This window comes from Kineothrix sp. IPX-CK (genome assembly GCF_039134705.1).
Lineage (GTDB): Bacteria > Bacillota > Clostridia > Lachnospirales > Lachnospiraceae > Kineothrix > Kineothrix sedimenti.
Genome location: NZ_CP146256.1, coordinates 4,479,277 through 4,501,337, shown reverse-complemented (window position 1 = coordinate 4,501,337; position 22,061 = coordinate 4,479,277). Strand labels below are relative to the sequence as shown.

Here is a 22,061-nt window from a genome sequence, read left to right as displayed (position 1 = left end):
TGACAATTCCGGGGCTGGTAAATACCGGCCCCGAACTATCAGAAAGAGGTTATTTAAATGGACGCAAAAAAGACAGCCCGGATGAAAAAGCTGGAAGTGGAGTCCTCGGATTTGATGAAGCAGATTCGTATCGAAATGGATATGAAGAAAAAACAAAAGCTGATTGCCAAAAGAGAGAGCGTGCAGCGTAAGGCCACGGCAATCAGAAATAACAGAAGGATAAGCAGAGAAGCGAAAAGAGACTTGGTAGCCTACTCGTTTATTGCGCCCAATTTTATAGGATTTGCCGTATTTACTCTCGTTCCTATCGTATTCGCCTTTTTGCTCGCCTTCATGAAATGGGACGGAAACAACACGATTGAATTCGCTGCCCTGGATAATTTCAAAAGGCTCACTGGAGATACTTTTTTTGTGGCGGCGCTTAAAAACACGATCATTTACGTTATAGGAACGGTACCTCTTACGATGATAGCCTCGTTAGCTCTGGCTATCGTGCTGAATCAAAAAATCAGAGCGAGGGGATTCTTCCGAACAGTGGCATTTTTCCCTTATGTAGCATCCTTAGTGGCAATAACAGCGGTATGGAGCATGATTTTTCACCCGTCGAAAGGGCCGGTAAATTATCTGCTGTTAAACGTATTTGGAGTGCCGCAGGATAATCTGCCCAAGTGGTTCAGCGGAAGTCTTATACTCCTTACCTTAATATTATTCAGTGTGTGGAAATACATGGGTTATTATATGGTAATCTATCTGGCAGGACTTCAGGGTATTTCTGCCGAATTATACGAAGCGGGCAGTCTGGACGGTGCCAATACATGGCAGAAGTTCAAGTTTATCACATGGCCGCAGCTTCGTGCCACCACATTTTTTGTTGTGGTGATGCTAACCATCAATTGCTTCAAGGTATATGATATTGCAATTATGCTGGCCGGAGGCGGAGATGGAAAGCTGAGCATTTCTTCCACGGTCCTTGTTTATTACATTTATCAGAATGCATTCAATTATTGGGATTTGGGATATTCCAGCGCTATCGCGATGGTATTGTTCGTATTGGTGCTTATCGTTACGCTGATACAGTTCCGGTATGAAAAAAAGCTGGGGGAATAAAATAAACCAAAAAGGAGGAACCGTAATGGGAAGTAGTGTTTCAGTAAAAAAATTTAAATCGAGAAAAAGAAATAAGATTGCCGGAAAAGTTGGTATATATCTTATTCTGCTTATAATTACCGCGATTATGATCGTTCCGTTTTTGTGGATGCTATCCGCATCCATTAAATCCAACAGAGAGGTTTTTCTGATGAATCCTTTTGTCTGGATACCGGAAGTTCCCAAATGGGACAATTATATTAAGATATGGACAAAGATTCCGCTTTTGCAATTCGTTCAGAATACGATATTTTTAACGATTGTAGTCACCTTTTTACAATTGCTCACATCGAGCTTTGCCGCCTATTCTTTTGCGAAGTTGGAGTTTAAACATAAAAATGTACTTTTTTTGGCATATATATCCACGATTGCAATGCCTTGGCAGGTATATATGGTCCCCCAGTTCATTATGATGAGAGGAATGGGGCTCAACGATAAGCTGCTGGCTATGATTTGTCTGCAGGCGTTTTCAGCCTTCGGGGTATTCCTAATGAAACAGTTTTATGAAGGAATCCCTAACGATTTATGCGAGGCAGCGAGGATCGACGGCATGAGCGAATACCGGATTTACCTTAAAATAATGCTTCCTCTGTCGAAGCCTGCGCTATCCACGCTCACTATTTTTACCTTTGTTAACACGTGGAACGACTATCTGGGACCGTTGATTTACTTAAAAACAGAGACAAAGAAGACGATACAGCTCGGATTAAAGATGTTCATCGGACAGTATTCGGCGGAATACGGGCTTATTATGGCAGGCTCCGTGGTATCCTTGATTCCGGTTATTATAGTATTTTTGTGCTTGCAGAAATACTTTGTAGAGGGAGTCGCGTCCACCGGATTAAAAGGTTAAGATTTTAAAAGGAGGCAAGGGCATGCTATTTGGAAATATGCCGGTAATCACCGGAGAAGAAATAAAACGAGCGCTTCAGTTTTGCTCAGAGCAGACAATCCGCAATCTGCCCGAATTTACCGACAAGTTTCAGAACGCCTACAGCGAAAACAATTTTTACAGGCCCATAGAGAACAACTATTGGACTACGGGCTTCTGGACAGGAGAAATATGGCTGGCCTACGAGTACACGGGAGATGAGAGGCTGAAGAAAGCCGGAGAGATTCAGATAAACAGTTTTTGGAATAGGATAAACAATAAAATAGAAGTGGATCACCACGACATGGGCTTTCTATATTCGCCCTCCTGCGTTGCCGGTTATAAGCTGGTTGGAAGCAGGAAGGGAAGGGAGGCGGCAATTAAAGCTGCAGATCAGTTGCTCACCAGATTTCATCCGATCGGTGAGTTCATTCAGGCGTGGGGGCCTATGGATGCGCCTGAGAATTATAGGCTGATTATAGACTGTCTGCTGAATCTGCCTCTTCTGTATTGGGCTTCGGAGGAAACCGGGGACGAGAAATATCGGGACATTGCTGAAAAGCATATACATACAGCAATCCGAAATGTGATCCGCAATGACTATTCCACGTGGCATACCTTCTTTTTCGATATGAATACCGGAGCGCCTGACCATGGATCGACTTGCCAGGGCTATAGAGACGGGTCCGCATGGGCGAGAGGGCAGGCATGGGGAATCTATGGAAGTGCACTGGCCTATAAATATACGAAGAGAAGAGAGTATATTGGAATATTTAAGAATGTAACACAGTACTTTTTAGAGCATTTGCCAAAGGATATGGTTCCTTTCTGGGATTTGGAATTTACGGATGGGGATGACCAGCCGAGGGATTCGTCATCAGCTTCTATTGCTGTCTGCGGTATGCTGGAAATGGTCAAATTCATGGATAAAGAGGATAGAGACGTATATAAGAAGCTGGCAATGCAGCTTATAAAGTCTATATATGATAATTATGCGGTAAAGGATCCCAAGTCTTCCAACGGGCTGGTGCTGCACAGTACCTATTCTAATCGCTCGCCTTACAATACGTGCAATCATTACGGAGTGGACGAATGTAATTCATGGGGAGATTATTTTTACATGGAAGCCTTGATGAGGCTTGATAGAGACTGGTTATTATATTGGTAAACGGAGGATATAGGCATGGGGAATTTATTTCATTATGACAATCCCATTTGGAGATTTATGGGGAAGGTGACCGATATCTTCTTTCTAACCCTCCTTTGGGTATTTTTAAGCCTGCCGGTGGTGACGATTGGCGCATCATCCTCCGCGCTCTATTATGTAACCTTGAAAATGGCACGAAACGAGGAAAGCTATATCTTCCAGTCATATTGGAAGGCCTTTAAGGAAAACATCAGGCAATCCACCGTCTTGTGGCTGATTATGCTTGCGCTCGGCTTTTTCTTCGCAGGAGGCTTATATATCTGGCATCGCGCACAATTCCAGGGAGCAGCCTTTATCTTCTGGCTGTATTTCGTATTTGCGATACTGTATTTGTTTATGCTCATACTTATGCCTCCGCTTACGGCCCGTCTGGATACGGATATTAAGAACCTGTTCTTCATGACCTTCATGGTGATGCTTAAAAACTTTTCCTGGGTGCTTTTCATGGCAGTCATTGCCGGCTGCATCATCGCTCTGGGCGTATTCGTCTTCTGGCCCATATTGTTTATCAGTGCAGGGGTAATTGCTTTTACCCATTCTAAAATACTGGAATACATTATTTTCCCCAAATACGGCTGGGACAGCGTCTCAAGGGTCGAGGCTAAGAATTGAACTGGGCGTACTTCTTAGGGGATATTCCCACCGCTTTGGTGAAAGCTTTTAAGAAGTTGCTGTAATCGTTGAAGCCGCATTTGCTGCAAGCCTCCATAACGGTGATCCCCTCGTTCAGCAGAGCCTTGGCGATAGTAATTCTTCTTGCGGTAATATATTTGTTGATGGTGGTGCCGGTGGTGGATTTAAAAATACGGCACAGATAAGAGGAACTTAAATAAAAATATTCGGAAAGCCGTTCCAGGGTAATATCTTCGGAAATATGCAGGTTAATATAGTTGAGAATATCGTCTACCTGTGCATGATTGGTAATAACTGTCTCCGTATACGCCTTATGGCAGGATTCATAGAAAGTCCGGTTGAGAAAGACCATGAGGTCGGAAAATGCAGCGCGTTCCATCAAATCGAAGCCGAAGCCGTCGCTATCGGCAATTTTATGTATCAAATAAATAAAACGTTTGCTCATCTCCGGATCCAGATGAAGTCTGTGGGGAAGCCCCTTGAATCTGTGAGTAAAGCAATAGCTTAGATCGGTCTGATCAGAGGAAATCTCCTGCAAATAATCAGGATGTACCGAAATGACTATTCTCTCATGCTCGCCGGTATCCACCTGTGTCAAATAATGACTTTCATATTGATTGATAAAGAAAATATCTCCGGGCCGGATATCATAAAAGCGGTTGTCGATCAAAAACTGCTTTCCGCCTGATATGGAATAATAGATTTCACAGCAGTCATGGATGTGCATGTCCATCGTCTTTTCATCGCTGTAAAGATGTGCAAGAGCAAAATACTTATTGGTAATACAATGCTGGGTTGCCATTTTACATGAGGTAAATTCTTTCATAATATCTCCATACTTTCCCCGAATTTCCAAGTTTTTTTTATTCTAAACTTTATTATAAAGGGTGTGTTCAATATTTGCAATATTTATGAAAACATAAAACAGGAATTGGAATAAATAGTATGATAGGATAAAGGCACAACAGATAAAAGGGTTCATGTGATTTTATAAAATATTTTATAAGTCAAAAAGTAAAATAGGAAGGATGGGAAAGGTATGGAACTTAGAACGGCGGTTTCACCGAAGGATGTGAAGCACTATACGACGCAGAGGCTGAGAGAAGAATTTCTGATTCAGGATTTATTCGTGGGAGATGAAATCAAGCTTGTATATAGCCATATTGACCGTATCATTACAGGAGCGGCAACGCCGGTTTCGAAAATGCTTAAGCTGACGGCAGGGGATGAGCTGCGGGCGGAATATTTTCTTCAAAGAAGGGAAATGGGCGTAATCAATATCGGCGGTGCAGGAACGATTGTCATTGATGGAAAAAGTTATCAGGTGGGCTTCAAAGAAGGAATGTACATGGGTATGGGAGCAAAGGATATCTCTTTTGAAAGCAAAGATGCCTCCTATCCTACCAAATTCTATATCAACAGTGCGCCTGCCCATAAATCCTATCCCACCGTATTGATAAAGCTCGAAGGAGAACCCGAAGAAGGAGTGGTCATCGTGAAGGATGAAAATAAGGTAGAACTAGGCAGCCTGGAGGATGCGAATCATAGAGTCATCTGCAAATACATACTTCCCGGACAGGTAGACAGCTGCCAGCTCGTTATGGGCATGACCGGGCTTAAGCCGGGAAGCGTATGGAACACGATGCCTTGCCACACCCACGACAGGCGCATGGAGGTATACCTCTATTTTGAAATGCAGCGGGATGCCTTTGTTATGCACTACATGGGCGAGCCTGGCGAAACGAGACATATTGTAATGAGAAACGAAGAGGCGGTGATATCCCCGAGCTGGTCCATCCATTCCGGCTGCGGTTCCAGAGCATATACCTTTATATGGGGAATGGTGGGCGAGAATCAGGCGTTTGACGATATGGACGGCGTAGATATGAAAGATTTAATGTAGCGAATAATAAGAAAAAAAGGAGATATGGATATGAGTGGATTAATGAATAAATTTTCACTGGAAGGTAAGGTTGCATTGATAACAGGAGCTTCATACGGAATCGGGTTTGCGATTGCCGCCGCTTATTCGGAAGCGGGAGCGACTATTGTATTTAATGATATTAAGCAGGAATTAGTGGATAAAGGCCTTGCGGCATATGAGGAAAAAGGAATCAAAGCACACGGCTATGTATGCGATGTGACGAACGAAGAGCAGGTGCAGGAAATGGCGGCGCTTATCGAGAAGGAAGTAGGGATAATAGATATTCTTGTTAATAATGCAGGAATCATTAAGCGTATTCCTATGTGCGATATGACGGCAGAACAGTTCCGTCAGGTAATCGATGTTGATCTGAACGCTCCCTTTATTGTCTCCAAGGCGGTAATTCCCGGTATGATCAAAAAAGGTCATGGCAAGATTATAAATATCTGCTCTATGATGAGCGAGCTGGGACGTGAAACGGTATCCGCTTATGCGGCAGCCAAGGGAGGACTGAAGATGCTGACTAAGAATATCGCTTCCGAATATGGTGAATTCAACATTCAGTGCAACGGTATCGGCCCCGGCTATATTGCTACGCCTCAGACGGCACCTCTTCGCGAGATCCAGCCTGATGGTTCCAGGCATCCTTTCGACCAGTTCATTATAGCAAAGACTCCGGCTGCGCGCTGGGGAGAAACGGAGGACCTGCAGGGACCTGCGGTATTCCTCGCATCGGATGCTTCTGATTTTGTGAACGGACATGTGCTTTATGTGGATGGAGGTATTCTTGCTTATATTGGAAAGCAGCCTCAGTAATGGAAAGGAGTAAAATGAAAATAGCTTTAATAAATGAAAACAGCCAGGCGGCTAAGAATGAATTGATTTGTGATACTTTGAAAAAGACGGTGGAGCCTCTTGGTCACGAGGTATATAATTACGGCATGTACGGTGCGGAGGATGTGAACTCCCTTACATATGTGCAAAACGGCATTCTTGCATCGGTGCTTCTGAATTCGGGAGCAGCAGACTACGTAGTGACGGGCTGCGGTACGGGAGAAGGAGCTATGCTCGCCTGCAATTCTTTTCCGGGAGTGCTGTGCGGACATATCGTGGATCCTTCGGATGCATATATGTTTGCCCAGATCAATGACGGCAATGCGATTGCACTTCCCTTTGCCAAGGGCTTCGGCTGGGGTGCGGAACTGAATCTGGCATATATCTTCGAGAAGTTGTTTTCCTGTGAAAGCGGGCAGGGATATCCGAAGGATAGAGTCATTCCCGAACAGAGAAATAAGAAGATCCTCGATGAGGTAAAAAAGATAACGCATCAGGATATCATAACGATCTTGAAGAATCTGGACAGAGACCTGGTGAAAGGGGCCTTGTCGGGAGAACGGTTTAGGGAATATTTCTTCACAAATTGCAGGGAAAATGCGATAGCTGCCTGCGTAAAAGAGATTTTGGAAGGTTAAATCAGGTGAAGCTATGGCAGTTCTGGCACTTAAGGTTCTGGATAAAAAAGGAAAGACCATATGCGTAAGCAGCGGGGAGGACTACGTCAGCCTCGTATGCACCGCGGAATATACGGAGGGGGATCGAATCGTACTGGAAACCCCGGAGAAGAATATTCATGTGATGCTGCAGGTGGACGATGCTATGGGACCGGCCTTTGTATATATTACGGACAACGTGTCCTATCAGATTCCCTTCGGGGAAAAAAGGATTTGCTATTCCCCTAAGGTATTTTACGGAAGCAGGCATTATTTATATGCGCGAATAGTCAGGGAGGATGAAATAAAGGCCTATAGAAACCTTGCGCTGAACGTATGCGACCAGCATGGGGAGACCAATTGTTACCCTCATGCACAGGCCAACGTGGAGACGAGAGGAGAATCTGTTTTTGCGGCTCGCAACGCTATCGACGGCGTATGTGAGAACCGCTCTCATGGAGAATGGCCCTACGAATCATGGGGCATCAATATGCGGGAGGATGCTCAGATGAGTGTGGATTTCGGCCATGAGGTGGAGACGGACAAAATTGTTCTATATACCCGTTCTGATTTTCCCCATGATAACTGGTGGAAGCAGGTGACGCTGACATTTTCCGATGGAACGAGCATAAAGTGGGATTTGGAAAAAAGCAGCCTGCCCCATATTCTGGAATTCGAGAAGAAGCGGGTCACGTGGGTGCGCCTCGGTAATTTGATAAAGGCGGACGACCCTTCGCCGTTTCCTGCATTGAGTCAGATAGAGGTATATGGTACAATTGTATAAAAGGAGGACGATTCACACATGAATCCGATAATTGAAGAAATTGGTAAAATAGGTATTGTACCTGTGATTGCTTTAGACGATGAGAGGGATGCGAAGCCCCTTGCCGAGGCTTTGTTCAGGGGAGGACTCCCTGTGGCGGAGGTAACATTCCGGACGGATGCGGCGGAGGAATCCATTCGTATCATTGCAAAGGAATTCCCGGACATGCTGGTGGGCGCCGGGACAGTCCTTACGATAGAGCAGGCAGACCGCGCCGTTTCAGCCGGAGCGAAGTTCATCGTAAGCCCGGGATTGAACCCCAAGGTGGTTTCCTACTGTGTAGATAAAAATATTCCTGTGATTCCGGGAACTTCCAATCCAAGCGATGTGGAAGCGGCTATCGAGCTGGGGCTCGATACGGTAAAATTCTTTCCCGCGGAGGCAGCAGGCGGAATTGAAATGATCAAGGCGATGAGTGCGCCCTACGGCAAGATGAAATTCATGCCCACAGGGGGCATTACGGCGGATAATCTAAAAGAATATCTGGACTTCGGTAAAATCGTTGCATGCGGAGGCAGCTGGATGGTAAAAAAAGATTTGGTATCTGCGGGAAGCTTCGATAAGATCGAGGCTTTGACCAGGGAAGCCGTAACGAAGATGTTGGGCTTTGAGCTTAAGCATGTGGGAATCAATGAGACGGACGAGAAGGCTGCAGATCATACGGCAGGAATTTTCGAGACGATTTTTGGAATGACGAAAAAGACAGGGGTCAAATCTATCTTTGCAGGAACAGGAATCGAAGTGATGAAGACTCCGTATCTCGGAGCAAACGGGCATATCGCTATCGGTACGAATTATATAGAAAGAGCTGTTTATCACATGGAGAGACAGGGCGTGATATTCGATGAAGCGACTGCCAATAGAGATGAAAAGGGAAATATGAAAGCTATCTACTTAAAGGATGAAATCGGCGGCTTTGCGGTGCATCTCATTCAGAAATAGGAGGGAGAATACTTAGGTTATGAGTAAAAGAACAGTGACTTTCGGCGAAATCATGCTAAGATTGGCACCGGAGGGTTATTACCGCTTCGTTCAGGCAGGGAGCTACGGTGCTACTTACGGAGGCGGAGAGGCCAATGTAGCGGTATCCCTTGCAAATTATGGTTTGGATTCCTCTTTTGTGACAAAACTTCCGGCACATGAAATCGGTCAGGCAGGAATCAATTCGCTGCGGCAGTTTGGTGTGGATACTACAGACATCGTGAGGGGCGGCAAGAGGGTTGGAATCTATTTCCTGGAAAAAGGAGCCTCCCAAAGGCCTTCCAAGGTCATTTATGACAGAGCAGGTTCTTCTATCGCCGAAGCAGTGGCGGAGGATTTTGACTGGGATGCGATTTTTGAAGGTGCGGACTGGTTTCACTTCACGGGAATTACTCCTGCGCTGGGAGACAATGTGGCGGAAATCTGCCTGGAGGCATGCAGGAAGGCGAAGGAAAAAGGAGTTATCGTAAGCTGTGATTTGAATTATAGAAACAAGCTGTGGAGCAAGGAGAAAGCGGGCAAGGTAATGGGCGAACTTTGTAAATATGTGGATGTATGTATCGCCAACGAAGAGGATGCCGGTGACGTATTCGGCATAAAAGCGGCTGATACCGATGTTACCACGGGTAAAGTAAACCATGAAGGCTACAAGGACGTAGCAAAGCGCCTTGCTGACCGCTTCGGATTTCAAAAGGTAGCGATTACCCTGAGGGAATCTCTTTCCGCCAACGACAATAACTGGGCAGGAATGATCTATAGCGGCGGCGAGTACTACTTCAGCAAGAAATATACGATGCACATCGTAGACCGCGTGGGAGGAGGAGATTCCTTTGGAGCCGGATTAATTTATGCCAGCCTGGCGGATATGAGCGCACAGGAGAGCATAGAGTTCGCCGTAGCGGCAAGCTGTTTAAAGCACAGCATAGAAGGAGACTTCAACCAGGTGAGTGTGGAAGAGGTTAAGAAGCTGGCTGGCGGAGACGCTTCCGGCCGCGTGCAGCGTTAATATGTTACTATTCAGCCTTACGGTTTCATGGTGGCGATAATATTGCCTGTGCTTGAGTTTTCGTAGTTTTATCCACAAACCCCTTGTTTCACTAGTAATGCAATGAACAACTTTCAGAAAATGCCCAAAATATAAGGAATCACCAGTCCTTTTGTAGTAGAATTAAGTTGCGAAACAAAATCTACACTAAACAATAAAGAAAGGGATTCCTCATGCTTAATTCTACTACAAAAACCTACACTTTGAAACGTGAAATTTTATCTTTTTCAAACAAAATATCCCGTAAGCTTTCCAAACCGGACAAAAAGTTTACTTCGGACATGACCTATGGCATGTTAGCTTCTGGTAGTTGTCTTCTGACTGATATTGCAGATCAACTTCACGAAGACTCTAAAAAGGTCAACAGTGTTGAGCGCCTTACCAGACATTTAAATAAAGGGACTTCCAAACAAGCCTTACTTTCTTATCTTCAAACTGTTCGTAAATGGGTGCCCGATGATCCGGTAATCCATATCGATGACAGTGACGTCATCAAGCCTGACGGATATAAGTTTGAGGCTCTTGGTATGGTAAGGGATGGTTCCAAAAGTACTAAAACAAAAAATGTCTACGAGAAAGGCTACCATGTAACAGAGGCCTGTGTCATGACAAAAGACAATCATCCTGTCAGCATTTACTCCAAAATCCATTCTTCAAAAGAAAAGACCTTCACCTCTGTCAATAGCGTTACCTTCGATGCCATGGAGCGTGGAAAAGCAATGTTTGGAAAAGCTACTTTTGTTATGGACCGGGGCTATGATGATAATAAGATGTTCCTTAAGCTTGATGAATTAAAACAGGACTATGTGATTCGGCTTACTGCTAAAAGAAAGCTCCTTTTCCATAACAAATGGGTAGCTGCCACAGAACTTCGAAATCGTCGGAAAGGTAAAATCACGACACCTGTATTCTATAAAGGTAAAAAACGGGAGGCTTATCTATCCCATGTGAAGGTTCAGATCACCGCATCCAGAAAAGACATTTTTCTGGTTCTTGTCTATGGCATCACAGAGTATCCGATGATGCTCGCAACGAACAAAGAATTAAAATCCAGAGATGATGTAATCCGGATTGCAAGACTTTATTTCTCCCGCTGGCGCATCGAGGAATATTTCCGCTGCAAGAAACAGGTCTTCCAGTTCGAAAACTTCCGAGTTCGGAAACTGAAAGCAATCAATGCTCTAAATTTTTACATTACCATGTGTATGACATTTCTTGCGCTGGTTTCAATGAAAGCAGAAACAAATGCCCTAAAAGTTTCAATCATACAGACAGCAGCTCCTATAAAGGAAAAAGTTCAATTCTGCTATTACCGATTAGCGAAAGGTATCTCTGGTATACTGTCGTATGCAAAAGAAGGTGTCAGGCTTTGGTTCAGAACAAAACGTCCTGCATACCGTCAACTTTGCTTTAAGCTGATCGCATAAATAGATAACATAATATTTCTCCCAAAGTCCGGTTCCCACGGGGCTTGTTTCGGTGACTCTATTCGAAGTATTGTCCTTTTATTTTTCAAAAAAAAGACAGATTGGTACTTTAGGAGAAGTTATATTTTTTAAAAATTACATTTTACGGAAACTCAAGTGCCTGTGCGCTTGACAAGCTTTGTCTTCATATGGTATGGTGTTAGGGTTGAAAGGGAGTAGTTCTAGTGCGAAATCAACATGCTGACCGCATGGCGGTCTGGTTTTGCAACCTTTTTCAGGTAATGAGACTTTTAACATATTTCTTTTTATTGAGAAATATGTTAGAAGTTTTTTTTGTCCTGTAAATAATGTACGGCTTTCGAAAAAATGCATGCGGCCTGCAATATTTTATAAGGGCAAAGGAGGATGATTTATAGCAATTATAGTAAGGAGAGAATGAAATGAACACACAAATGATGCCCTTTTTGTTTGCCGTCGGAGCAGTAGTGCTGGCCGAGATGGGAGACAAGACACAATTGCTGGCTATGGCTTTCGCGACGAAGTACAAGGCCGGTAAAGTAATGCTCGGTGTATTTATCGCCACGATTTTGAACCACGGCTTAGCGGTTGCCGTTGGTAATTTTATTACCCGCTTCGATTCCATCCAGATTTGGATACAGATCATTGCTTCTTTATCGTTTATCTTCTTCGGGCTTTGGACGATCCGGGGTGACAAACTGGAGGGAGAGGAGAACCGCACTACGAAATACGGAGCGGTGGTAACTGTAGCAATTGCCTTTTTTATCGCGGAAATGGGAGATAAGACGCAGCTCGCTACCATAGCGATCGCGACCAAATTCCCTGCGGCGCCGCTAGAGATACTGACAGGTACTACAACCGGTATGCTCATAGCTGACGGAATCGGTATCATCATCGGTATTATACTTTGCAAGAAGATACCGGAGAGAACCGTTAAGCTCGTTTCCGCAGGTGCCTTCATCTTATTCGGTCTAATCGGCACTTATCAGGTTGCTCACGGCGACTTGAATCTGTCCATTGCAGTCACTGTTTTAATATTAATCGTACTTTTAGTGGTTACAGCAGCGGCAGCATATGTTATTATTAAGAAAGAAAAAAGAAATAATAAATGATTTTTTAGCCTGCGGCTCAAAGCCGCAGGCTTTGAAGAAGGGACTGATTGTTTAGATGAGAATCGTAATTTTAGAGAGGGATACGGTAGGCAGGGATGTATCGGTTGATTGTCTGAATGAACTGGGCGAAGTGACGATATATCCCAATACATTGCCGGGAGAGGTAGCTGCCAGGATAGAAGCTGCGGAAATTATCATTGCGAATAAAGCTCCTCTGAATGAAGGTACACTGAAGGATGCGAAGAGCGTAAAGCTGATCTGCGAGCTTGCCACCGGCTATGATAACGTAGACTTAGATTATTGCAGGAAGAGAGGAATCAATGTTGCCAATGTGGTGAACTACTCTACGGCAGCGGTAGCACAGCATACTTTCGCCCTTTGCTTCTATGTATTGGAGAAGCTCCGGCATTATGACGAATATGTAAAATCCGGAGAATATGCAAGCCAAAGCAGGTTTTCCAATTTTGACCTTCCTTTTACGGAGTTAGAGGGAAAGACATGGGGAATTATCGGTATGGGAAATATCGGGAAAAAGGTGGCGCAGATAGCGGAGGCGTTCGGCTGTAAGGTCATTTTTTATTCCGCGTCGGGAAATAGCTCTTGCAAGGATTATGAGAGGGTAACTTTCGACGATTTGCTTCATGAGTCCGATTTTCTTTCGATTCATTGTCCGTTGAGCGACAAGACGAGGAACCTGATTGATTTGGAAGCGCTTAAGAAGATGAAAAAAACGGCCGTTCTCATCAATGTAGCGAGAGGTCCCGTAGTGAATGATACCGATCTCCATACGGCATTGACGCAGGACATGATTGCGGGGGCCGGGCTGGATGTAACCGGTACTGAACCTATGCGGGATGAGAATCCTCTAAGCGCAGTCATGGACAGCAATAAGCTGATCATCACACCCCATCTCGCATGGGCAAGCACAGAAGCGAGAAATCGCGTTGTAGAAGAGACATACAAGAACATAGAAGCCTTCTTAAATGGAAAGGATAGAAATATCGTAAATCTATGATTACCATCGTTTGACAAGGTCACACACGGTCGGATAAGATCTTGTCAAACAATGGTTATATCTTTTGAATCATATGTGCCACGAGCTTGGCGCAGTCGGCGGCAGCTTTCCGCTCGAAGGCAGGATAATCCATCTCAGCAGCCTCGTCGGCCTTGTCGGAAATAGCACGTATGATAACAAAGGGTATGCTGTTCAAGGTAGCGGCCTGAGCAATCGCTGTTCCCTCCATTTCGGTGCAGAAGCCTCCGAATACATTTACCAGACGTTCTTTTACGGATTTATCGCTGACGAACTGGTCGCCGCTGACAACTCTTCCTGAGAATATATGAATATCGGGATTCACTTTGGCGCAGACGGTCTGGGTCAGTTCGACTAAAGCCTTATCTGCGATAAATTCGCGCTGTCCCATCTGGGGAATTTCCCCGGGCTGATAACCGAATATGGTGGCATCGACATCGTGATACATGGCATCGGTTGAAACAACAACATCTCCGATGTCTATTTTCGCATTGAGGGAGCCCGCTACACCGGTATTAATAATATGGGTGACCTGAAATAAGTCTGCCAGAATCTGAACGCAGATGCCGGCATTGACCTTGCCGACGCCGCTGCGGACGATTACCACACTGACGCCGTTAAGTATTCCCTCATAGAAGTCCATGGAGGCTTTTTTGACGATATTATTTATCGTCATTTTTTCTTTTAAGGTTTCCACTTCCAGTTCCATGGCACCTATAATTCCTATTTTATTCATTATCTAAAAAGTTATCCTTTCGTATTTGAATTCTCAAACAGCTTATTGCGGGTAAATTAAGCGGCTGTCGTCGATATGGTACAGAACGTTGTCGAGGTATTTTCTCGCGAGATACTTCGCCATATTGAGGTTCATATCCAGGTAATTCCCGCAGTCCTTTGCACTGGCGCCCGGTACGTCGCCTTCAAAATCGCGCACGAACTCGTACATTTGAGTTACCAGAGCGACGATATCTTTGGAAGAATAGTCTCCTGCTAAGAGGAGATAGAATCCGGTGCGGCATCCCATGGGACCGAAGTAAATGGTCTTATCCTTATAATCCGCATGATTACGCAGAAAGGTAGCGGCTAAATGCTCTATGGTGTGCATCTCCGCAGTGTTCATAACCGGCTCTTCATTGGGAGCAGTCATTCTTAAATCGAAGGTGGTAATCGTATTCTCTCCCACGACATCCTTACGGGATACATATACGCCGGGCTGTAATTTTAAGTGATTGATGGTAAAGCTGGCTATTTTTTCCATATAGTCTCCTTTGCTTATAGGTTTATAGTTAGAAACAGAATATACATATAATATTTGTTCTTATTTTACACCGATTATAGCATATGGCAAGTTAAAAGTCTGCTTTTATTTTATTCAGGAGAAGCAATAGGGAGACCGATATGCTTATCTAAGCGCCACTGCGGGGCAGAACCGTCGTCACCCCAATATTCGTCGAGAGAAGCTATTTTGCCGTCTTTGATTCTGAAAAAAGACACGACATGAAAGGAAAAGCTTTTATCGGCCGTATAGACATTCACAGCGGTAATTATCAGATTGCCAAGCTCCTCGATTCGCTCGACGATGCCGTCCCATTCTCCGGGATATTCACAGTTTGCCTTAATGTATTCCTCCACATTAAAATGTTCATTAGTGCAATGCCAGTTGATATAGGCATCTTTCATAAAGTATTTTCTGATCTCTCCAGCATTTTGCCTTAATACCTCTTTCCAGAACGATTTTATATCCATTGATTTACCTTACCTCCGTGAATCCGGCCTTGTCTCTGATATATTGGCTTAAGCCTTCCTCTGTGTCTATGTCATAGTGCATCGCCATATCTTTAAAATAAGCTTTCATAATTGCCTTCGGAATGATTCTGTTAGAAGGCTCGGTCTCATTTAGCCCTATTCTGGCATCTCGCCAGGGTTTTTCTTTGTGTGTGACCGATTCCAGAACTTTTCCGCTGTATATTCCAAAGCAGTCAGATACGAGACCGATTACCTTCTTTCCGTCCGGGCTAAGCTCTTTATTCCTTACAGTAAATAGTGAGAAACGGTTGTCTTCAATAGGGTTATATTTGAAGTCTTTAAAAATGTTGTATATCTCTCTATAAGCCGGCCCATGTATCCACGCGCGGCAATCCTCTTTGAAGAGTTCCTCATTGAAAAGTGCCAGATGGATGCCCTGAATGAAATAAAGCATTTTTTGCAGGGCCAGTGGTGTGATCTCCTGAACTTCATTAAAAACATGAGCAATGGCCATACGCATTTCGTCAGAAATATTGAACAAGTCCTTGAGGTTGGAAACAGCTTTCATTGATTTCTTATAAGTAGAATTGCCCAATTTTTCAGCATTCGCGATCAGCAGTTCTTCCATATATCCGGGAGAGGATAATGCTTCCTTCATAATATCGGAATAAGCCTTAGTTGGCATCTGACCTTCCAAATAACGGGTCACGGTGATTTCGCCGAAGCCCAGGGCCAAGGACAGAGGAGCTTTCCCCAGATGATATAGATCCATTAGTTTTTTAATGTCATCTATGGAAATGATGTCCTCCTGCCTGCGGTACTGTTCATCAAAGGCTTTCAAAGCGTAGTCAAGCAGTCCGGGAACGTTCATTTCGTTCCCGCACTTAGAACAATATGCTGCTAATGTCTCGTATTCATATTCTTTGTCTTTCACTGTCCTTTTTTGCATGATTTTTTTCAAGATGTATTCGGTGTCTTTTCTGCATTCGATGCAAAAATCTATTCTTTTTATATCGGCCATATGGAATTCCTCCATTTTTTCCTGAATTAATAATATTTATTAACCTATTTTTTGAAAGCGTAATCCAAGGGATATTCTTGCTTATGAAAGGATACGACAATAAGGAATCGATTTTCCAATTTATTGAGTTTTATGTATAGAGGAACGTTTTCCTCACAAATGCCGAAACGCAGCAGCAGCTTTACATTCTTACCGAAAATGTACAGCCATTCATGTCCAAACCCGGAATGTTCATTTTGAACTGCTTCAGAAAAATCATAAGCATTGAGACTGAGCAGGATTTCCTTGCTTTTGGCTTCGTCGATGACATATTCGGTAAATAAAAGTCTGTTTTTCTGCCGACAGCTATTCAAAGCTATCCGGCAGCATCCTGAACGGATTGATTTTTTAACGTCATTTAAATAGTATTCCACATGATTGATATCCATTGATAATTAACTACCTTCTTTCTTAATGGATTCTCATGTGATAGAATATTATAAATTTCCCATCATCAATATAACATGTGATAGGAAATTGTCAATAATCTATCGCTAATATTTTGCCTAAAACAGAACAGTGAAATAAATATAAATTGAAATATTAAATAATAAAAATTAAATCGAAGGAGGATAAATATAAAAAATAAAACTAGAAAAATGTAATTTGGAACTAAATCAGAAAAATATGGTAAAATACTTTTACAAGAAGTAGTGATAATAGGAAAATAATATGATGAAACGCCGTTACTGTTCACGCAGCAGCTTAACACTTGCTGTTAAGCTGTGTAAGAACATGATTCAGGAGATGATTTCTGCTTCGCGAAGCGAATTTAAATGCAGAAATCATGAGTTACTGTGAACGGAGTGAACAGTAACGAAACGTCCGGGAGGAAATTTTATGAGAGATAAAATGAACACATACAGTGGATTGCAGTTTAATCCTATGGAAATAGAAGAAAAAGACATTCTCATAGAGGATATAGGCCACGCACTAAGCCTGATCTGCAGAGGCGGCGGGCATTTGAAATATTTTTATTCCGTGGGTCAGCATTCTATTAATTGTGCGAAGGAAGCGGAAGCCAGAGGATGGACAAAGCGCGTAATTCTCGCATGTCTGCTTCACGATGCCAGCGAAGCATATATTTCGGATATTATCCGTCCGGTAAAAAGGTATTTGACGAATTATCTGGAAATTGAAGAGAGAATCATGGATACGATCTTCCGGAAATTCGGATTGGGAGATTTAAGTGAAGAGGAGAACGCACAGGTTAAGCAAATCGACGATCAGATGCTGGAAAGTGAGCTTTCAGAGCTGATAGCAGGAGGAAAACGGATAGAAGCGCCTCGCTTACATGCGGCGCCTGATCTGGGGCTTAGAAATTTTATGGATGTGGAAAATGAGTTTATAGCAATGACAAATGAATATATCATAGAACACAATCTGAAATAATAGTTTAGCTTTAAAACCCGGGAGGTACTGAGCTTGCATAAGGATTCGAAATGGGCGAAGCAAATAATCTCATTACAAGAGGAAGATGGGAAGTGGGGGTGGTTCCACTCTCTTTCTCAGTTCTATCATTCAAAGATAACTACGGAGCAGGCATTAAGACGGCTGATGTATTTAGGCTATACGATAGAGGATGAATGTATAAGAAAAGCGGTTTCCTATATGGATGATTGTCTGACAGGTAAAAATGAGATACCTGACAGAAGAGAAAAGCTGCATGACTGGAATATATTTACGAGCCTCATACTATCTGCCTGGATAAGGGTCTTTACAAAAGACAATATTGCAGCCAATGCGGTAGCGGGGCAATGGGGGAAGATTATTTCTGCTGCTTTTGCAGACGGCAAGTACAATCACGATGAATATGTAAGTGCTTATCATGAGGAACTGGGATTAAAGCCCAAAGGAGGAAGACTGATTAATTTTACAAACTTCTATCCAATTGCACTTCTGGTTGATTGTCTGGATAAAAAAACGGAGAAAGCTTTTGTGGAATATATCCTGAATGAGGAAAAAGGAATTTATTATATATATGATAAAAAAATCATTATACCACCACAAGTATTCGAAAGCAAGGCGGCCAGCCATTACCTCGCTGCTGTGGAGCTGATTGCAAGATACAAAACAAGCAATGTGAAGCTTAAATTTGTCTTGAAATGGCTCGAAGCAAATAAGAATCAGAACGGAAAATGGGATATGGGGAGCACTGTTAATGATAAAGTATATTTCCCTCTTTCGGATGATTGGAGGAAAAGGGAAACGAGGGAAGCCGATTGTACGGAACGCATCACAAACTTGACCAGAGCATTGACTCTTTAATAAATTTCTCTGCGATGTCGAGAATATCTTTTCCCCAAAAGGATGCACCGCCGTGGCCTTCATTTTCTATTTCATAATATGAAACCTCTTTATCGAATTGTTTTAAGCAATGAAATAAACTGCGGCTATGCTCGACAGAAACAAGGCCATCCTCTGTGCCATGAAACATGAGGATGGGGGGAATCGCCCTTTCGCGGGAAATATACGTTCTACAAGAGGCACTTTTCGTAAGGTCAGGAACATTGTTCACGTTCTCTGTACCCAGCAAGTCCTCAATCGGTCCGCTTCCTTCCGAAAGAAACAGATCCGTTGGAGCATAATAGCTGATAATGCCTTTCACTGCACAAGAGATTCCATTTTGAAAATCGGAGTCCAGTTCCCCATATGAGGCTGTTAATCCAGTCAAAAGTGCAATATGCGCGCCGGAGGAATCTCCTGCAATAAAAATGTTGTCTATATCGATATGAAACTGTTCTGCTAAAGAAGGAATAAAGCGAATTGCATTCTTAGCATCAATCACTTGTGCGGGGAAAAGGGCTAATTCCGACTCCCTATATTGTACCAGAGCTACCGCAAAGCCTCTTTTGGCAAGCTCTGCATAAGCCGGTATGCTATTATACATTTCCTGCTTATGCCAAGCCGATCCGGGGATAAATACCACTAACGGGTATTTCTTGTTCTCATTCCATTGGCGCATATATGGTATTATCAACTGCAAATGTCTTTTGATTCCTTCGTATTCGCAATATACAACATCGGGAACATATAGCCATTCCAGTTCCTTCTTTTCTATTATCAGTTTTTCAAAATACTGTTCTGCCATTTCGTTTCGAGCTCCATATATTCTATATTTCAAAGCTTTCAGTCTTTAAGTCACAATAGTATCTGCCGCTATGAGCGGTAAATTTTAAGACACAATAATCAGGGTCTGTTACGCCTCTTTTATAAAACATGGTGTCTCCTTTTTTCCAGAGCATATTTTTTGATTGTTGATCTGTTAAAATTTCCATTTTACCGACTAACATTACACCGATGTACTTTATCAGTCCCTTATGATAGAAATAGATACAAGAATTGGGATTGTTTTTATATTGTTGGACACGCATGGATGAAGTATTTGTCGAAAAATAAAATTCTTTAAGGCCATTTCTTTTTCTTGGCATTAGCATTGCTTTTACGTTCGGAAAGCTGCCGCTGTCTATGGAAGATATAAAGCTTATCTTTTGCTTATCAATGAATTTTTCTATCTTTTTAATTTGCATATTTATGCCCCATGTCTGTTTTGGAGGACAGGGAATCTGTAGTTGAAAGCTCTTTTCTTTCAACCTTTCCCCTTCATGTTTCTGATTTGTGGATTTGCTGCAACTTCACTTTAGCATATTCGTGAATAAAGTAAAAGCGGAAGATTAAATTTATGATAGTTTTCGAAATAAAGAAATTAAAGGAAAGAAATCGGAAGATAGATGCTTTTCTCCATAGATATTTCCGATTTCTTTAAATCCGTTATGTATCCAAAAGCTTACACCCTTCAGATTTTTTAGATAGACACCAAGGCCACAAGCTTTCCATTCTTTTTCCGCAGCCTCTTCCAATAATGATTTTATTGCTGCTGTTCCCAATCCATTTCCTTGAAATTGCTTATCCATGATAAATAAGCCGATCCATAGACATTCTTTGTCTGGATATCCATGATAAATATCCAATAAACCTATAACCTGCCGGTCCTGATCTTCTATTACTTTAAATGAGCAATACTTATTATCAGCATCGTCTAAAGGAGGCAGATTAAACTTCCCCTCTAAGCAGTTATGAATATAATCGTCACTGAATGTATGACCCTCGACTTCTTCTTTATCTTCCCAACTATTGCATATTTGTATCAGTTTGTCTTCGTCCCGTATCGTGGCCTCCCTTATTATGATATTCTCATATTGCCATCGAACGGGTAGTATTTTTCTGTTCATGATTAGTTGTCTCCTATATCAAAGGATAAGCATATAATACGACAAAGATATAGTATTGTCTATTAAAAAGCAAACATTTATTTAAAGTGTTTGATTAAATTTCTATTTTATATTAATAATCTCCTCAAAAAAGAGGATGACCTTAAGGACCATCCTCTTTAAAATCTCTATATTATGCAACTTTAAAACAATTTCTTATTATCTAATATGTTTCTTTAACAGATTTTCGAACGCTTCAAAATTCGATTTAGCCAAAGTATCTCTTCAGAAGCCCTTCAAATGCCTTGCCATGTCTGGCCTCGTCACGAGCCATTTCATGAACAGTATCATGTATTGCATCGAGGTTAGCAGCCTTTGCGCGTTTCGCAAGATCGAATTTGCCTGCGGTTGCTCCGTTTTCAGCCTCTACTCTCATCTCCAGGTTTTTCTTCGTGGAATCAGTTACTACTTCGCCTAACAATTCAGCAAATTTTGCAGCATGCTCTGCTTCTTCCCATGCTGCTTTTTCCCAATATAAACCGATTTCAGGATAGCCTTCTCTATGTGCAACTCTTGACATCGCCAAGTACATGCCGACCTCGGAACATTCTCCCTTGAAGTTGTCTCTTAAGTCCATTAAAATATCTTCACTAACGCCCTGGGCAACGCCTACTACGTGTTCGGCAGCCCATGTCATAGTGTCGCTCTGCTGAGTAAATTTGGAAGCTGGTGCATTACAAATAGGGCAATTTTCCGGTGCCGCATCTCCTTCATGAACATAACCACATACTTGACATACAAATTTCATAATTCAGTTCTCCTTTTTTTCTCCATGTTTTGTTTCTGTTTCAATTGCTTACCATAATCGCCATCGGTAATTTAGTCAATCATCCCATAAGATTCATGAAGGATCAGTCTTGCAGCAGTCACCGCATAAGCCATAAAAATAAGTAACATGGCCCTCGATGTATCCATCAAAATTCTGACGCGCAGACTCGGAAATATGTTCGATGCTCTCCATCTCCAAATCGATAACGCTCCCGCATCGCTTGCAAATAAAGTGATTGTGGGGAGAGGTGTCCGCGTCAAAATGATCTACGCCGTCGCCCACGCTAATCTTCCGTATTTCTCCCCGTTCGGTGAGAAGCGTCAGATTGCGGTATACGGTACCTAGACTTATATTAGGATATTGCTGCCGGACATTCATGTATACCATGTCCGCAGTGGGGTGATCTTTTCTTGTGCAAAGGAAATCTTTAATGACCTCCCGCTGCCTGCTGTATTTAACTGCCATTTACTACTCCTTCAAAATTAGTAATGATTACTATTTTTAT

The 22,061-nt window shown here is 42.8% G+C and carries 26 protein-coding genes; 15 read left to right on the top strand and 11 right to left on the bottom strand.

Annotation, left to right across the window (positions count from 1 at the left end; all coding sequences use genetic code 11):
• Positions 1-57 precede the first annotated feature (57 nt).
• From V6984_RS21325 to V6984_RS21310, 4 genes are read left to right on the top strand one after another with little or no spacing between them, the layout of a single operon-like run.
• Positions 58-1,107 carry a sugar ABC transporter permease gene (locus V6984_RS21325; protein WP_342757605.1) on the top strand — a complete coding sequence of 350 codons (1,050 nt, stop codon included), beginning with the start codon at positions 58-60 and terminating at the stop codon, positions 1,105-1,107.
• 25 nt (positions 1,108-1,132) lie between these two features.
• Entirely contained in the window at positions 1,133-1,999 is an 867-nt protein-coding gene (locus V6984_RS21320) for a carbohydrate ABC transporter permease (RefSeq protein WP_342757604.1), read from the top strand.
• A gap of 22 nt (positions 2,000-2,021) precedes the next feature.
• Positions 2,022-3,185: a glycoside hydrolase family 88 protein gene (locus V6984_RS21315; protein WP_342757603.1), complete on the top strand. Its 1,164-nt coding sequence runs from the start codon at positions 2,022-2,024 to the stop codon at positions 3,183-3,185.
• A 15-nt stretch (positions 3,186-3,200) separates the two neighbouring features.
• Positions 3,201-3,836, top strand: coding sequence for a YesL family protein (locus tag V6984_RS21310; protein ID WP_342757602.1), 636 nt, complete (start codon positions 3,201-3,203; stop codon positions 3,834-3,836).
• Here the strand turns inward: V6984_RS21310 and V6984_RS21305 are convergent.
• Positions 3,826-4,683 (bottom strand): AraC family transcriptional regulator, encoded by an 858-nt coding sequence (locus tag V6984_RS21305; RefSeq protein ID WP_342757601.1) that lies wholly within the window; start codon positions 4,681-4,683, stop codon positions 3,826-3,828. The genes V6984_RS21310 and V6984_RS21305 overlap by 11 nt on opposite strands.
• Before the next feature lie 213 nt (positions 4,684-4,896).
• On the opposite strand from V6984_RS21305, the gene kduI reads away from it, so the two are divergent.
• From kduI to V6984_RS21260, 9 genes are all read left to right on the top strand, one after another.
• On the top strand, positions 4,897-5,760 hold the full coding sequence (kduI, locus tag V6984_RS21300; protein ID WP_342757600.1) for a 5-dehydro-4-deoxy-D-glucuronate isomerase: 864 nt from the start codon (positions 4,897-4,899) through the stop codon (positions 5,758-5,760).
• 42 nt (positions 5,761-5,802) lie between these two features.
• A complete protein-coding gene (locus V6984_RS21295; RefSeq protein ID WP_425324267.1) occupies positions 5,803-6,597 on the top strand; it encodes a gluconate 5-dehydrogenase in 795 nt (264 codons plus the stop codon).
• Between the two features lie 14 nt (positions 6,598-6,611).
• Positions 6,612-7,253: an RpiB/LacA/LacB family sugar-phosphate isomerase gene (locus V6984_RS21290; protein ID WP_342757598.1), complete on the top strand. Its 642-nt coding sequence runs from the start codon at positions 6,612-6,614 to the stop codon at positions 7,251-7,253.
• 13 nt (positions 7,254-7,266) lie between these two features.
• Complete coding sequence (locus V6984_RS21285; protein ID WP_342757597.1) at positions 7,267-8,055, top strand: DUF7402 domain-containing protein; 789 nt, start codon at positions 7,267-7,269, stop codon at positions 8,053-8,055.
• 18 nt (positions 8,056-8,073) lie between these two features.
• Complete coding sequence (locus V6984_RS21280) at positions 8,074-9,036, top strand: bifunctional 4-hydroxy-2-oxoglutarate aldolase/2-dehydro-3-deoxy-phosphogluconate aldolase (RefSeq protein WP_342757596.1); 963 nt, start codon at positions 8,074-8,076, stop codon at positions 9,034-9,036.
• Positions 9,037-9,055: 19 nt separating this feature from the next.
• Positions 9,056-10,081: a sugar kinase gene (locus V6984_RS21275; RefSeq protein ID WP_342757595.1), complete on the top strand. Its 1,026-nt coding sequence runs from the start codon at positions 9,056-9,058 to the stop codon at positions 10,079-10,081.
• A 242-nt stretch (positions 10,082-10,323) separates the two neighbouring features.
• Entirely contained in the window at positions 10,324-11,547 is a 1,224-nt protein-coding gene (locus tag V6984_RS21270; RefSeq protein WP_342757594.1) for a transposase, read from the top strand.
• A gap of 440 nt (positions 11,548-11,987) precedes the next feature.
• Complete coding sequence (locus tag V6984_RS21265) at positions 11,988-12,677, top strand: TMEM165/GDT1 family protein (protein WP_342757593.1); 690 nt, start codon at positions 11,988-11,990, stop codon at positions 12,675-12,677.
• 55 nt (positions 12,678-12,732) lie between these two features.
• Positions 12,733-13,692, top strand: coding sequence for a D-2-hydroxyacid dehydrogenase (locus V6984_RS21260; protein ID WP_342757592.1), 960 nt, complete (start codon positions 12,733-12,735; stop codon positions 13,690-13,692).
• Positions 13,693-13,747: 55 nt separating this feature from the next.
• On the opposite strand, the gene V6984_RS21255 is transcribed toward V6984_RS21260, so the two are convergent.
• The 5 genes from V6984_RS21255 to V6984_RS21235 form a co-directional block, all read right to left on the bottom strand.
• Positions 13,748-14,446, bottom strand: coding sequence for a 5'-methylthioadenosine/adenosylhomocysteine nucleosidase (locus V6984_RS21255; protein ID WP_342757591.1), 699 nt, complete (start codon positions 14,444-14,446; stop codon positions 13,748-13,750).
• A gap of 42 nt (positions 14,447-14,488) precedes the next feature.
• Entirely contained in the window at positions 14,489-14,968 is a 480-nt protein-coding gene (locus tag V6984_RS21250) for an S-ribosylhomocysteine lyase (RefSeq protein ID WP_342757590.1), read from the bottom strand.
• Between the two features lie 110 nt (positions 14,969-15,078).
• Positions 15,079-15,456, bottom strand: coding sequence for a nuclear transport factor 2 family protein (locus V6984_RS21245; protein WP_342757589.1), 378 nt, complete (start codon positions 15,454-15,456; stop codon positions 15,079-15,081).
• Positions 15,457-15,460: 4 nt separating this feature from the next.
• Positions 15,461-16,477: a type II toxin-antitoxin system antitoxin SocA domain-containing protein gene (locus V6984_RS21240; RefSeq protein ID WP_342757588.1), complete on the bottom strand. Its 1,017-nt coding sequence runs from the start codon at positions 16,475-16,477 to the stop codon at positions 15,461-15,463.
• 44 nt (positions 16,478-16,521) lie between these two features.
• A complete protein-coding gene (locus V6984_RS21235; RefSeq protein ID WP_342757587.1) occupies positions 16,522-16,905 on the bottom strand; it encodes a hypothetical protein in 384 nt (127 codons plus the stop codon).
• 451 nt (positions 16,906-17,356) lie between these two features.
• On the opposite strand from V6984_RS21235, the gene V6984_RS21230 reads away from it, so the two are divergent.
• Together V6984_RS21230 and V6984_RS21225 are read left to right on the top strand one after the other, a co-directional pair.
• Positions 17,357-17,908, top strand: a complete 552-nt coding sequence (locus V6984_RS21230; protein WP_342757586.1) for a phosphohydrolase — start codon at positions 17,357-17,359, stop codon at positions 17,906-17,908.
• Positions 17,909-17,941: 33 nt separating this feature from the next.
• On the top strand, positions 17,942-18,784 hold the full coding sequence (locus V6984_RS21225; RefSeq protein WP_342757585.1) for a hypothetical protein: 843 nt from the start codon (positions 17,942-17,944) through the stop codon (positions 18,782-18,784).
• On the opposite strand, the gene V6984_RS21220 is transcribed toward V6984_RS21225, so the two are convergent.
• The 5 genes from V6984_RS21220 to V6984_RS21200 form a co-directional block, all read right to left on the bottom strand.
• A complete protein-coding gene (locus V6984_RS21220) occupies positions 18,753-19,607 on the bottom strand; it encodes an alpha/beta hydrolase (protein ID WP_342757584.1) in 855 nt (284 codons plus the stop codon). The two genes, V6984_RS21225 and V6984_RS21220, sit on opposite strands and share 32 nt — an antisense overlap.
• A 22-nt stretch (positions 19,608-19,629) precedes the next feature.
• Positions 19,630-20,046: a pyridoxamine 5'-phosphate oxidase family protein gene (locus V6984_RS21215; protein ID WP_342760066.1), complete on the bottom strand. Its 417-nt coding sequence runs from the start codon at positions 20,044-20,046 to the stop codon at positions 19,630-19,632.
• 150 nt (positions 20,047-20,196) lie between these two features.
• On the bottom strand, positions 20,197-20,748 hold the full coding sequence (locus V6984_RS21210; protein WP_342757583.1) for a GNAT family N-acetyltransferase: 552 nt from the start codon (positions 20,746-20,748) through the stop codon (positions 20,197-20,199).
• A gap of 247 nt (positions 20,749-20,995) precedes the next feature.
• A complete protein-coding gene (locus V6984_RS21205) occupies positions 20,996-21,538 on the bottom strand; it encodes an NADH peroxidase (RefSeq protein WP_342760065.1) in 543 nt (180 codons plus the stop codon).
• Positions 21,539-21,628: 90 nt separating this feature from the next.
• A complete protein-coding gene (locus V6984_RS21200) occupies positions 21,629-22,021 on the bottom strand; it encodes a transcriptional repressor (RefSeq protein ID WP_342757582.1) in 393 nt (130 codons plus the stop codon).
• Positions 22,022-22,061: the final 40 nt, after the last annotated feature.